Source organism: Pseudomonas sp. LLC-1 (assembly GCF_002992185.1).
Taxonomy (GTDB): domain Bacteria; phylum Pseudomonadota; class Gammaproteobacteria; order Pseudomonadales; family Pseudomonadaceae; genus Aquipseudomonas; species Aquipseudomonas monteilii.
The window spans coordinates 60,951-74,182 of record NZ_LUVY01000004.1 but is presented as its reverse complement, the minus strand read 5'-3'; the positions used below and the strand labels follow the sequence as shown (position 1 = coordinate 74,182).

The window sequence follows — 13,232 nt, the reverse complement described above, 5'->3', positions numbered from 1 at the left end:
CCGCTCCCACAGGTACTGCGCCGGCTTCGAGTTCACGCTGTCTCTGTGGGAGCGGGCATGCCCGCGAAGAATCCAGCGCGGTGCAAGGCGTTGGTTTCAAAGGTGTTCAGGTATCAAGCCGGCTCAACTGTGACCCACCACGGCGTCAGCCGCTGCACCCGCACTGGCAGTGCCGCTTGCAGCAATTCCAGCGCACGATCGGTATCGTTGAGCGGAAACGCCCCCATCACTGACAAATTCGCCACCTCCGGGTGCCAGCCCAGATGCCCATGGCGATAGCGCCCGAGCGTTTGCAGCAAATGCGCCAAGGGCATGTCTTCGGCATTCAGGCGGTGGTGAATCCACGACTCACCTGCGCTTTGTGCCGGGCGGGTGCTGCCGATACCTTCGGCACTGAAGTCCACCTGCTGGCCAGCCTGCACGATGCAGCGCTCACCGCTGAGCGCGGTGCACACCTCCACGGCGCCTGCATACACGTCCAGCCGGGTGTTCTCGCCCTGCTGGCACACCGCAAAGCGGGTTCCCAGCGCCTGCATGCGCCCTTGCGCGGTGTCGACGAAGAAGGGGCGACGCGGGTCGTGGGCGGTTTCCACCAGCAGTTCGCCAAAACGCAGTTTCAGTACCCGGCTGAAGGTGGAGAACTCCATGTCCACGGCACTCTGTGCGCCCAGCCACAGCTGGCTGCCATCGGCCAGGCGCGTCTCGCGGATTTCCCCAATGCCCGTGGCCATATCGGCGCCCAAACCCGACAAGGGTGCACCATGCCAGGCCCGCCAGCCCAGTAGCGAGCTGGCACCCAGCACCAGCAGCGACTTGAGCCCGGTGCGCCGGCTGAAGCGGTGTGCGTCGTGCTCACGCAGTGCCCGGCCCGCCGCCGCACCTTCGCCCAGCAAGGGGGTAAAACGCTGGCCGACACGCTGCACATAGTGCCAGGCCGCCTGATGGTCACTGTGCTGGCCCAGCCAGTGTTGCCACTGTGCGCGTAGGTGAGGGCTGACGTTATCGTCCTGCAACTGCACATACCACTGCGCGGCTTGTTGCAGGCTGGCATGGCTGAGCTTTTGTGCGGATGAGGTCATGGCGTCACTCCACCAGCAACCCGTCGAGCTCGGCTTCAAGAATGGCGCAATGCAGAAACGCCTGGGCCAGGTACTTCTTGATCATGCGTTCGCTCACGCCGATGTGCGCGGCAATATCGCGGTAGGCCAGGCCATCGATCTGCGCCAGCAGGAATGCCTGGCGCACCTTGCCGGGCAAACGCAGCAACATCGCGTCCACCTCGTGCAGGGTTTCGACAATGATTGCGCGCTGTTCGGGGGAGGGCTGCAATGCCTCGGGCTGCAAGGCCAGCTGCTGCAACCAGGCCTGTTCCAGCTTCTGCCGCCGCCAGTGGTCCACGCACAGGCCGCGGGCGATGGTGGCCAGGTACGAGCGCTCGCCGCGTTCACCGTCGAACTGCCTCGGGCGGTTGAGGATGCGCACGAACGTGTCCTGCACCAGGTCGGCAGCATCGCAACGGCTGCCCAGCCGACGGTACAGAAAACCCAGCAACCAGCGTGAATGGCTGTGGTACAGGGTATGGAGCGAGGTGTTCAACTCTGGGATCGAAACCACGGCGGCATCCGGCGCGAGCGCATACTGGTGTAAATGAGAAGTGATCGCGATAGTAGGGGTGCCAGAAAAATACTGCAATCGTCGTAATGCTTGCTGTTATCCCCTGGGACAACCCGTCACCTTGACGCGAGGGCGGGCAATTTGTTTGTGCTGGCATTTCATATACAATCAGAAAAACGATTCAGCGTTGTCGGTCAATTCGACAAAAGGCCGGGTCGTTTTCTGGTTCTCTGGCTGCTGAACAATGATCAACAACAAGCCTGCGCTGAAGAACACGCTTTACCTGGGCCAGCCACAGGCCCGCCCTCTGTTCTCCTGACTGGAATTGATCAATGTTCAAGAAAGCTGGCAAGACCTTGCTGGGTCTGGCTGTCGCTGCAAGCTTCATGCAAGCGCACGCCGCAGAAACCAAGAAAGTAGACGTGCTGCTGGTCGGCGGCGGCATCATGAGCTCCACCCTGGCCGTGTGGCTGCATGAGCTGGAGCCAAGCTGGTCGATGGAAATGGTCGAGCGCCTGGACGGCGTGGCCGAAGAAAGCTCCAACGGCTGGAACAACGCCGGTACCGGCCACTCCGCGCTGGCCGAGCTGAACTACACCCCGGAAGACAAAGACGGCAACGTCAACATCTCCAAGGCCATCGAAATCAACGAAGCCTTCCAGATTTCCCGCCAGTTCTGGTCGTGGCAGGTACGCCAGGGCGTGTTGAAGAACCCACACTCGTTCATCAACACCACCCCGCACATGAGCTTCGTGTGGGGCGATGACAACATCAAGTTCCTGAAGAAGCGCTACGACGCGCTGCAGGCCAGCCCGCTGTTCCGCCCGATGCAGTACTCCGAGGACCACGCGCAGATCGCCAAGTGGGTCCCGTTGATGATGGAAGGGCGCGACCCGAACCAGAAGCTGGCCGTGACCTGGACGCCGATCGGCACCGACGTGAACTTCGGCGAGATCACCCGCCAGTTCGTTGGCCACCTGCAAACCCAGAAAGGCTTCGACCTGAAGCTGTCCAGCGAAGTGCAGGACATCACCCGCAACAAGGACGGCTCCTGGCACGTCGAGTACAAGAACCTGAAGGACGGTACCGAGTCGGCCACCGACGCCAAGTTCCTGTTCATCGGTGCCGGCGGCGGCGCACTGAAGCTGCTGCAGAAGTCGGGCATTCCTGAAGCCAAGGAATACGCAGGCTTCCCGGTGGGCGGCTCGTTCCTGGTGACCGAGAACCCGACCGTGGCCATGCAGCACATGGCCAAGGCCTACGGCATCGCCTCGACTGGCGCACCACCCATGTCGGTACCGCACCTGGACACCCGCGTGCTGGACGGCAAGCGCGTGATCCTGTTTGGCCCGTTCGCCACCTTCTCGACCAAGTTCCTGAAGAACGGTTCGTACCTGGACCTGCTGAGCAGCACCACCACCCACAACGTGTGGCCGATGACCAAGGTCGGTATCGAGCAGTACCCGCTGGTCGAGTACCTTGCTGGCCAGCTGATGCTGTCGGATGACGACCGCTTCGAAGCCCTGCGCACCTACTTCCCGAACGCCAAGAAGGAAGACTGGCGCCTGTGGCAGGCCGGCCAGCGTGTGCAGATCATCAAGCGTGATGCCGAGAAGGGCGGCGTGCTGAAGCTGGGTACTGAAGTGGTAGCGTCCGAAGACCGCACCATCGCGGGCCTGCTGGGTGCATCGCCAGGTGCTTCGACTGCCGCGCCGATCATGCTGAACGTGCTGGAAACCGTGTTCAAGGAGAAGGTCGCTACCCCTGAGTGGCAGGCCAAGATCAAGGAAATCGTGCCAAGCTACGGCACCAAGCTGAACGATTCGGCGGCGGCCACCCAGAAAGAGTGGAACTACACCGCTGAAGTGCTGCAACTGGAGAAACCGCCGGTGATCGACGCCAGCGTCGACTTCGGTGGCGATGTGAGCAAGCCGGTTGAGAGCAAGCCGGAGAACGACATGGCGCTGTAACGGGCCATTGTTGTGACAGGAAAGCCACGGGGGAGACCTCGTGGCTTTTTTGTTGCCGGCGTAGGAGAACCACTGATCGGAAACCCGATGAGAGACCAATAAAAACATATTTTGATGCTTAAATTAATCTTGTCAGTCGATCCCCTCCAGGAGGGTGCCGTCATGAACATCAAGATTGCCGCCTTACTGCTGCTCGCCCTGTGCGCCCAACCGGCATGGAGCCAGAGCGACTCCACATCAACCCCCGCCGCCAAACCCGCAGAATCCGCTGCATTGACCACCCGCATGGCCCTGCGAGACCTCTGGGTCGAGCACATTTTCTGGGTGCGTAACTACGCCGTCGCCAACCAGGCCGGCAACGCCAAACAAGCTGAAGTCGCCGCCAATGAAGTGGTCAGCGACGCTACCCGCATCGCCAACAGCATCGCGCCGCTGTACGGCCAGCCCGCCGCAGACCAGTTGTTCAAACTGCTGGCCGGCCACTGGGGCGCTATCAAGCACTACAGCGATGCCACCGTGGGCAAGGACAAGCAGGGCCAACAAGCCGCCGTCGATGAGCTGACCCGCAATGCCAAGGCCATCGCCGCGTTCCTGGCCAAGGCCAACCCCAACCTGCCCGAACCGACCCTGCTGACGTTGCTCAGCGCCCATGGCGGGCACCATGTGGCGCAGATCGACCAGTTGGCGGCCGGTGACTACGCAGGTGAGGCACGTACCTGGGGGATGATGCGCGAGCATATCCTGGCCCTGTCCGACGCCCTGGCTGCGGCGTTGGTCAAACAGTTCCCGGACAAGTTCTGATGCTTGAAGGCCTGGGCCGCACCCAACAGGACCTGCTCCACGCGTTGCTGCACCAGCCGGCCGGCATGAGCATCGACGACCTGGCGCAGGCCCTGGCCATCACCCGCACGGCCGTGCGCCAGCACCTGGCCGCGCTGGAGCGTGATGGCCTGGTCAAGCGCGGCGCTACCCGGCCTACCGGGCGTCGGCCGGAACAGCTGCACGAGCTGACCGATCTCGCCCGCGAACAGTTTCCCCGCCAGTACCCCTTGCTGGCCAACCTGCTGATTGGTGAAGTGGCTGGTTTGCTTGGGCCGGAAGCACTGCAGGCGCTGATGCGCCAACTGGGGCGCAGGCTGGCGGCGGATCTGGAGCACGAGGTAGTGGATCAAGCGCGCATCGTCGATCACATGAACACTGCCGGGTATGAGGCGCAGGTGTTCTTTCGCTCGTCAGGTGAGCCCGAGATCGTCGCGCACAATTGTGTGTTCCATCATCTGGCCAAGGCGCACCCGGTGGTGTGTGAGCTGGACCTGGCGTTGATCGGGGCCCTGGGTGGGGCTGAGGTTAGCCATGAGGAGTGCATGCTCAGGGGCGGGCAGGTGTGCCGGTTTGCCTTGGGCCAGAAGAAAGATTGATGCAGCCTGTACCCGCCGGCACAGGGAGCATCAGCTCTGCCGCAGGATGCACTCCAGCAACCCGGGAAACCGCTCACCCAGCATTTCGCTACGCAGCGAATTCATATGGGTTGTCCCCACATTGCGGGTATGCACCAACCCCGCATCGCGCAACACGCGGAAGTGGTGGGACATGCTGGACTTTGGCCGGCCGCCATCCAGCTCGCCGCAACTGGCTTCGGTAACCCCGGCCAGGTGACGGACGATTTCCAGGCGTACGGGATCGCTTAGCGCATAGAGCAGGCGTTCGAGGATCAGGTCTTCAGCGGTGGGGTGTTTGTAGGCTCGCATGGCTCACATGATAACGGGGGTTTCATTAATTGCCATAGTTCGATTATGATCGAACAACAGTATTCAGATGAACCCGGAGTTTCCCATGTCCGCACTGTTCGAACCCTACACCCTAAAAGACGTCACCCTGCGCAACCGCATCGCCATTCCGCCCATGTGCCAGTACATGGCCGAGGATGGCCTGATCAACGACTGGCACCAGGTGCATTACGCCAGCATGGCCCGTGGCGGTGCCGGCCTGCTGGTGGTCGAAGCCACGGCGGTGGCACCGGAAGGGCGCATTACCCCCGGTTGCGCCGGTATCTGGAGCGATGCCCACGCCCAGGCTTTCGTGCCGGTGGTGCAGGCCATCAAGGCGGCCGGTTCGGTGCCGGGCATCCAGATTGCCCACGCCGGCCGCAAGGCCAGCGCCAACCGCCCGTGGGAGGGTGACGACCACATTGGTGCTGATGACGCACGTGGCTGGGAAACCATCGCCCCGTCCGCCATTGCCTTTGGCGCGCACCTGCCAAACGTGCCGCGCGCAATGACCCTGGACGACATCGCCCGGGTCAAGCAGGACTTCGTCGATGCCGCCCGCCGTGCGCGTGATGCCGGCTTTGAGTGGATCGAACTGCACTTTGCCCACGGCTATCTGGGCCAGAGCTTCTTCTCCGAGCACGCCAACAAGCGTACCGATGCCTACGGCGGCAGCTTCGACAACCGCAGCCGTTTCCTGCTGGAAACCCTGGCTGCGGTGCGTGAAGTGTGGCCGGAGAACCTGCCGCTGACCGCGCGTTTTGGTGTGCTGGAGTACGATGGCCGCGATGAGCAGACCCTGGAAGAGTCGATCGAGCTGGCGCGCCGCTTCAAGGCCGGTGGCCTGGACCTGCTGAGCGTGAGCGTCGGTTTCACCATCCCTGAAACCAACATTCCGTGGGGACCTGCATTCATGGGGCCGATTGCCGAACGTGTGCGCCGTGAGGCGAAGCTGCCGGTGACCTCGGCGTGGGGCTTTGGTACGCCGCAACTGGCTGAAGCCGCGTTGCAGGCCAACCAGCTGGACCTGGTGTCGGTAGGGCGTGCGCATTTGGCTGATCCGCACTGGGCGTACTTTGCGGCCAAGGAGCTGGGGGTGGAGAAAGCCTCCTGGACCTTGCCAGCCCCATATGCGCATTGGCTTGAGCGTTATCGCTGAGGCTTAGAGGGGCCGCACAGCGGCCCCCGAATCTAAAACCGATCTAGCCGGTAGGCCCCCATCTCAGGCCCACTGGCCTGCTCAGCCAACCTTCCCACCCACTCCGCCGTCACCGCTGCCTGGGTCAGCCCCAAATGCTGATGCCCAAACGCCAACAGCACCCGCCCGTCACACACCCTGTCGATCACCGGCAACGAGTCTGGCAACGAAGGCCTGAAGCCCATCCACGGCGTAGCCCCTTCGGCACTCAAGTCTTGCCGGAACAACCCCTTGCTCAAATGGTGCAACTGCCAGGCGCGCTGCATGCTCGGCGGTGCCTCCAGCCCGGCGAATTCCACCGTGCCGGCCAGGCGCAAGCCGTCGGCCATGGGCGTCATGATGAACTTGCGTTCCAGCGAAGTGACTGCAAACGGCAGGCGCTGATGTTCGCTCGGCAGCATCAGGTGGTAACCGCGCTCCGTGTCCAGCGGCACCCTTTTGCCCGTCAGTGCGGCGGTCAGTTTCGCAGAGTGCGCACCACAGCTGATCAGCACTTGACGGGAATTGAACGTGCCATGGTCGCTGACCAGGGTGACCCCGCCACTGTGCAACCGGCCACCCTCGACCTGCGCCTGGGCAAACCGTACGCCACTGGCTTTGGCCGCTTCGAACAGCTCGCACACCACCCTGTATGGATCGATGAAATGACCGGTCTTGGGAAAGAACAGCCCGCCCAGCAATGACGGGTTCAACTGAGGTGCCGCTTCGTGGACGGCCTCGGCCGACCAGAAGTCCACCGGCACCGCCTGCTGTTGCATGCGTGCGCGCAAGGCCTCCAGCGCCTGGCGTGATTCAGGCTTCTCGAACACCAGCAGTGAGCCATCTTCCTGGAACAGCTCGCTGCACCCGATTGAGCCCAGTAGGCGCTGCCAGGCACCCAGGCTGCCTTCGTTCAGTGTGCGGATGCCGGTCACGCTGCGCTGGAACGGTGCCGGGCGCAGATTGAGCAGCAGGCGGGTGAACCAGGGCATGGCCCTGGGCAGGTACTTCCAGTCCAGGCGCAGGGGGCCCATCGGGTCCAGCAGCATGCGCGGCAGGCGCTTGAGGATGGACAGGTCGGCAATCGGGAACACCTGCTCGGTCGCCAGGTGCCCGGCATTGCCATAGGATGCGCCCTGGCCGGGCGCCTGACGGTCGACCAGCAGCACTCGGCGGCCCTGACGGGCCAGTTGCAGGGCGCAAGCGACGCCGACAATGCCGGCGCCAACCACCGCGATATCGGTTTCAGCGGTTTCGAGCATGCTCAGCCTTCCCGTTTACCGTCAAGCAGGCGCCGCAGCTGCAGCGGGTTGCCGTGCTGCAACGCAGACGGCAGCAAGGCTTCGGGGAGGTCCTGGTAGCACACCGGGCGCAGGAAGCGCAGGATCGCCGCCGTGCCCACCGAGGTGGTGCGGGCATCGGAGGTGGCCGGGAACGGTCCGCCGTGGACCATCGCATCGCACACCTCTACGCCCGTCGGCCAGCCATTGACCAGAATGCGCCCGGCCTTGCGTTCAAGGGTTGGCAGCAGGGCGCGGGCGCTGGCGATGTCGGCATCGTCCAGTTGCAACGTAGCAGTCAACTGGCCTTCCAGATGCTCGGCCACCTGGCGTACCTGTTCATCGCTCGCGCAGGCCACGATCAACGATGCAGCACCGAACACTTCGGCCTGCAACGCCGGGTCTGCCAGGAAGGCTTCGGCCTGGGTCACGAACAACTGGGCCTGGCATTGGTTGGGGCCTTGCCCGGCCTGACCACTGGCTGCCGCCTCGGCATTGGCGTTTTCCGCCAGGGCACCGACACCGGCCTGGTAAGCACTGAAGATGCCCGGGGTGAGCATGGTCTGCGCGGCGGCCTGTTGTACGTGTTCGCTGGCGGCAGCGATGAAGCGCTGCAACGCGTGCCCTTGCCGGGCGATCACCAGGCCGGGGTTGGTGCAGAACTGGCCAGCACCTTGGGTCAACGACGTAACGAAGCCTTGCGCCAGCGATTCGGCGCGGGCCTCTAGAGCGCCCTTGAAGAGGAATACCGGGTTGATCGAGCTCATTTCGGCGTACACCGGGATCGGCTCCGGGCGTGCCTGAGCGGCCTGGCACAGTGCGACACCACCGCTGCGCGACCCGGTAAAACCTACTGCCTTGATACGCGGGTCGCTGACCAGGGCGATGCCCACTTCTCGGCCAGAGCCATACAGCAGCGAGAACACGCCGGCCGGCAAACCGCACAGCTTCACCGCTTGCGCCACGGCCTGGCCGACCAGTTCGCTGGTGCCAGGGTGGGCGCTGTGGGCCTTGACCACCACCGGGCAGCCAGCGGCCAATGCCGACGCGGTGTCGCCGCCGGCCACCGAGAACGCCAGCGGAAAATTGCTGGCGCCGAACACGGCCACCGGCCCCAGGGCCACCTGGCGCTGACGCAGGTCGGCGCGGGGCAGGGGCTGGCGTTCGGGCTGGGCATTGTCGACCCGCACATCCAGCCATTCACCAGCCCGCACCACCCGGGCGAAGGTGCGCAACTGGGTGCAGGTGCGGCCACGTTCGCCCTGAATGCGCGCTTTGGGCAGGCCGGTTTCGGCCACGGCGCGGTCGATCAGGGCATCGCCGAGGGCTTCGATCTGCGCGGCGATGGTTTCGAGAAATTGTGCCCGTTGTTCGAGCGAGGTTTCGCGGTAGGCGTCGAACGCCGCCCAGGCCAGGGCGCAGGCCTGGGCCACGTGTTCGCCGGTGCCGCCGAGGTAGGCCGGCTCCAGCGTTTGGCCGGTAGCCGGGTTGATGGCGCGGATGGCTTCGCGGCTGCCGGTTACCGGTGTCTGGCCGATCAGCAGGTTGCCTGTGAGGGGCATATAGCCTCCTTGGAATCAAATACGGGTATCAAGGGAAACCGCAGCCCCTGTAGGAGCGGCCTTGCCGGGGCGCCGGACCGGTCGGAAAGGGCTGCGAAGCAGCCCCAGCAATTTGTGCATCTGCGCGGAAATCCCGGGGCTGCTTCGCCGCCCTTTCGCGACACAAGGCCGCTCCCACAAGAGTCCGCGCAGGACTAAAGTCAGGCGACGTTCTGCTCAGCCGACCAGTTGGCATACCAGCTACGGAACAGCGCGTACTGCTGCTCGGCATAGTTGCGCTGGGCATCGGTCAGCACATCGGTCTCGTTGAAGTGCAGGCTGTACTCGCTGTCACCGTTCAGCACCATCAGGTGCTTGTAGTACAGCACCAGGTCGCAACCCTCATCGAACGACGACAGCACCGCCAGTGCCGCTTCCAGCTCACGCGCCAGGCGACGGGCCTTCGCATCGCCCTTGGCCGCCTGCTTGCTCAGGCTTACCAGGTGCAGCACTTCACGCGGCAGGGCGTTGCCGATGCCGGTGATGGCACCGGTGGCGTTGCAGTTGACGAAGCCGTGCACCACCTGGGTATCCACGCCGACCATCAGGGTCACATCGTCGTCCTTGGAGGTGATGTGCTCGGCGGCGTAGCGCAGGTCGGCGCCACCGCCGAATTCCTTGAAGCCGATCAGGTTGGAGAATTCGCTGCGCAGTTCGAAGAACAGGTCGGCGCGGGTGGCGAAGCCGTAGTAGGGGCTGTTGTAGATGACTGCCGGCAGTTTCTGCGCGGCGGCGAGGATGGCCGAGAAGTGGTGTTTCTGGGCGATCAGCGAGGCACCACGGCTAAGCACGCGGGGGATGACCATAAGGCCGGCGGCACCGACCTTGGCAGCATGGGCGGCGTGGGAAACCGCTTCGCGGGTGTTCACCGCACCGGTGCCGACGATGGTCGGAATGCCGGCGGCCACCAGGCGCGCCACGCCTTCCTGGCGCTCGGCTTCGGTCAGCAGCGGCCAATCACCCATCGAGCCGCAGTACACCACGGCGCTCATGCCGGCTTCGATCAGCTCTCGGCCCTTGCGCACCAGGGCGTCGAAGTCCGGCTTGCGGTCGGCGGTGCATGGGGTCATCAGGGCGGGCATGGTGCCGGTGAAGATGTTGTCAGTCATTGTTGTCACTCCTCGCAATGTTCAGTCGGAAAAAGCCGGGGTCAGATGCCCCAGGCGAACGGGTCTTGTTCGTCAATCAGCAGGGTGCTGTCGGCGGTCATGTAGGCGCGGCCGGTGATGAACGGGCGAATGTGTTCGCCGTCGCGCTCGTAGCGGCCGTGGAACTGGCTGCCGGTGATGCTGGCCTGCACCCAGGTCTGGCCTTCGGCAAGCTTGCCGTCGGCGGCCAGGCAGGCCAGCTTGGCGCTGGTGCCGGTGCCGCAGGGCGAACGGTCGTAGGCCTTGCCTGGGCACATCACGAAGTTGCGGCTGTCGGCGTTGGCGTCGTTGGCGAACAACTCGACGTGGTCGATGGGGGCGCCGTTTTCACCGGTGATACCCTGGGCTTCGAGGGCCTTGAGCATGGCCCAGGTGTACTCGGTGAGCGCTTCCCGGTTGCCCAGCTCGATGCGCTGGCCGTGTTCGGAAACCAGGAAGAACCAGTTGCCGCCCCAGGCAATGTCGCCGTGCACGACGCCGTGCCCGGGCACATCCACCGCCACCTGCTGGCGGTAGCGGTAAGAGGGCACGTTGCCGACGGTGATGGCCCCGTCGTCATGCAGGGTGGCGCTGACCTGGCCGACCGGGGTGTCGATCTTGTGCACGCCGGGCGCGATCAGGCCCAGGTGCTGCAACGAGGCGACCAGGCCGATGGTGCCGTGGCCGCACATGTTCAGATAGCCGGCGTTGTTGAAGAAAATCACCCCGCAGGTGGCGTCGGCCGACACCGGTGGGCAGTACAGCGCGCCCACCAGCACATCGTTGCCGCGAGGCTCCAGCAGGCAGGCACGGCGCCAGTGGTCGTGCAGCTCCCGCAGTTCGTCGCGCTGTTCGGCCATGCTGCGGCCATGCAGTTGCGGGAAGCCCTTCATCACCAGGCGGGTCGGTTCGCCGCCAGTGTGGGAGTCGATGACGTGAATCTGTTTCATGGGCTTGTCCCTTGCGTAAAAGATCAGGAGGCGACGGCGGCAGGGCGGCCGGCATAGGTGTCAGCGGTGGTTTCGCTTTCGTCCTCGCCTTCCAGGCGCACCAGGTGTGCAGGCACGCCAGTGGCCGCTCCCCAGTAGTAGATGCCCAGGGCACAAGCCGCCACGGCTACGGTGTCGAGCGGGTGGCCGATGACCCCCAGGCCGCCGAAGCTGCCCAGCCACGACAGCAGGATGGTTACTGCGTAGAAGCCGATCAGCCATGCCGACGAGCGCACTTGCTGGGCCAGCGACAGGTGCTGGGTGGGCACGAAGCGGCCGCACAGCAGGTACAGCACGAACATCACGATTTGCAGGGCCAGTAGCCACGACACGGTATTCCAGCCGGACCAGTACACGATCAGCGCGGCGATGATGAACGACAGCGGCCCGATCACGCCCATGCCCTTGACCCGGAACGGGCGCGGCATGTCTGGCGCATTGCGGCGCAGGGCGGCGACGGTGACCGGGGCCACGGCGTAGCTCAGTACCAGGGCAGCGGATACCACGTTGATCAGTGCTTCCCACGACGGGAACGGCAGGGTCCAGAACACCGACAGGGCAAACGTCAGCCACAGGGCCGGGCGCGGGATGCCGGACTCGGCGTCGATGCGGGTGAAGTACTTGAAGAAGGTGCCGGTCTGCGCCCAGCCATAGATCACACGCGGGGTGGCGTTCATGTAGATGTTGCCGCAGCCGCTGGGCGAGATCACCGCGTCGGCCACCACCAGGTAGGCCAGCCAGCCCACACCCAGGGCAAGGGCGATGTCACGGTAGGGCAGGGCCAGTTCCTTGGTGACCGCAGCCCAGCCGTTGGTGAGCATTTCGGTCGGTACGCTGCCGAGGAAGGCCAGTTGCAGCAGGGCGTAGATGGCGGTGGACAGCAGCACCGAAAGAATCAGCGCAATCGGGATGGTGCGCTGCGGGTTCTTCACTTCGCTGGCCACCGAAATGATCGGCGTCAGGCCCAGGTAGGCGAAGATGATGCCGCCCGCCGACACGGCCATTTCCACCCCGGACAGGCCGAACGGGGCAAAACCGTGGACCTCGAAGTTTTCTGGCTTGAAGAAGGTGAATAGTACGCCGATCACCAGCAGCGGCACGATGAACTTGAACACGCTGACCAGGTTGTTGGCCTTGGCGAAGGTTTTCACACTGCGGTAATTGAGGAAGAAGAACAGCCCCAGCAAGGCGAATTGCACCAGCCAGCCGAGTACGGTCGGGTCGCTTGAGCCGGCCTTGGTCAGCCCGGGGAACCACGCGGCGGCGTACTGGCGCGAGGCGACCACTTCGATGGCGATCAGGCTGGAAAAGGCGATCAGGGTGATGAAACCCATCAGGTAGCCCAGCAGCGGGCCGTGCGAGTAAACCGGGTAGCGCACCACGCCACCGGCGCGGGGCAGGGCGGCGCCCAGTTCGCAGTAGACGATGCCCAGCAGCAGTACGGCGAACCCGCCGAGGAACCAGGACAGGATGCCGGCCGGGCCGGCGATGGCCGAGACGTGGCTGGCGGCGAACAGCCAGCCGGAGCCGAAGATGGCCCCCAGGCCGATGAAGGTGAGGTCCAGCAATGACAACTGTTTCTTGAATTTGCCTGACATGGGTTCGCCTTTTTGTTGGTTATTGGATAGGCAGGTCTGATGTCACGAGATGCGGCTTTTTGGGCCGCGCTCTTGTAGGACTTGGGCGGCTTGCGTGGGGCATAGAGTGA

Annotated in this window: 12 protein-coding genes; 4 read left to right on the top strand and 8 right to left on the bottom strand. The window is 64.1% G+C overall.

Translation table 11 applies throughout. The features are described from left to right. Window positions 1-113: 113 nt before the first annotated feature. Window positions 114-1,079, bottom strand: coding sequence for a FecR domain-containing protein (locus A0O30_RS02420; RefSeq protein WP_105945464.1), 966 nt, complete (start codon window positions 1,077-1,079; stop codon window positions 114-116). Between the two features lie 4 nt (window positions 1,080-1,083). Continuing rightward, on the bottom strand, window positions 1,084-1,614 hold the full coding sequence (locus A0O30_RS02415; RefSeq protein WP_105945463.1) for a sigma-70 family RNA polymerase sigma factor: 531 nt from the start codon (window positions 1,612-1,614) through the stop codon (window positions 1,084-1,086). Window positions 1,615-1,946: 332 nt separating this feature from the next. On the opposite strand from A0O30_RS02415, the gene mqo reads away from it, so the two are divergent. The 3 genes from mqo to A0O30_RS02400 all read left to right on the top strand — a co-directional run bounded on the left by mqo (window position 1,947) and on the right by A0O30_RS02400 (window position 5,002). Further along, window positions 1,947-3,584, top strand: a complete 1,638-nt coding sequence (gene mqo / locus A0O30_RS02410) for a malate dehydrogenase (quinone) (protein ID WP_105945462.1) — start codon at window positions 1,947-1,949, stop codon at window positions 3,582-3,584. Window positions 3,585-3,746: 162 nt separating this feature from the next. Further along, window positions 3,747-4,385 (top strand): hypothetical protein, encoded by a 639-nt coding sequence (locus A0O30_RS02405; RefSeq protein ID WP_105945461.1) that lies wholly within the window; start codon window positions 3,747-3,749, stop codon window positions 4,383-4,385. Continuing rightward, a complete protein-coding gene (locus A0O30_RS02400) occupies window positions 4,385-5,002 on the top strand; it encodes a metalloregulator ArsR/SmtB family transcription factor (RefSeq protein WP_105945460.1) in 618 nt (205 codons plus the stop codon). Before A0O30_RS02405 ends, A0O30_RS02400 begins: the two co-directional genes overlap by 1 nt. Window positions 5,003-5,032: 30 nt before the next feature. Here the strand turns inward: A0O30_RS02400 and A0O30_RS02395 are convergent, their stop codons facing one another. Beyond that, the gene (locus tag A0O30_RS02395) at window positions 5,033-5,332 is read right to left on the bottom strand and encodes a helix-turn-helix transcriptional regulator (protein WP_025753907.1); all 300 of its coding nucleotides are present in this window, start codon (window positions 5,330-5,332) and stop codon (window positions 5,033-5,035) included. A gap of 85 nt (window positions 5,333-5,417) precedes the next feature. Here A0O30_RS02395 and xenA point away from each other — a divergent pair, with 85 nt between their 5' ends. Beyond that, entirely contained in the window at window positions 5,418-6,509 is a 1,092-nt protein-coding gene (xenA, locus tag A0O30_RS02390) for a xenobiotic reductase XenA (RefSeq protein ID WP_105945459.1), read from the top strand. Between the two features lie 32 nt (window positions 6,510-6,541). Here the strand turns inward: xenA and A0O30_RS02385 are convergent, their stop codons facing one another. From A0O30_RS02385 to A0O30_RS02360, 5 genes are all read right to left on the bottom strand, one after another. Then, window positions 6,542-7,789 carry an FAD-binding oxidoreductase gene (locus A0O30_RS02385; protein WP_105945458.1) on the bottom strand — a complete coding sequence of 416 codons (1,248 nt, stop codon included), beginning with the start codon at window positions 7,787-7,789 and terminating at the stop codon, window positions 6,542-6,544. Window positions 7,790-7,791: 2 nt separating this feature from the next. Continuing rightward, window positions 7,792-9,369 (bottom strand): aldehyde dehydrogenase (NADP(+)), encoded by a 1,578-nt coding sequence (locus A0O30_RS02380; protein ID WP_105945457.1) that lies wholly within the window; start codon window positions 9,367-9,369, stop codon window positions 7,792-7,794. Window positions 9,370-9,569: 200 nt separating this feature from the next. Then, the gene (locus A0O30_RS02370) at window positions 9,570-10,517 is read right to left on the bottom strand and encodes a dihydrodipicolinate synthase family protein (RefSeq protein ID WP_105945455.1); all 948 of its coding nucleotides are present in this window, start codon (window positions 10,515-10,517) and stop codon (window positions 9,570-9,572) included. Between the two features lie 41 nt (window positions 10,518-10,558). Continuing rightward, window positions 10,559-11,485: a 4-hydroxyproline epimerase gene (locus A0O30_RS02365; RefSeq protein ID WP_105945454.1), complete on the bottom strand. Its 927-nt coding sequence runs from the start codon at window positions 11,483-11,485 to the stop codon at window positions 10,559-10,561. Between the two features lie 23 nt (window positions 11,486-11,508). Continuing rightward, window positions 11,509-13,122, bottom strand: coding sequence for an APC family permease (locus tag A0O30_RS02360; protein ID WP_105945453.1), 1,614 nt, complete (start codon window positions 13,120-13,122; stop codon window positions 11,509-11,511). Between the last annotated feature and the right edge of the window lie 110 nt (window positions 13,123-13,232).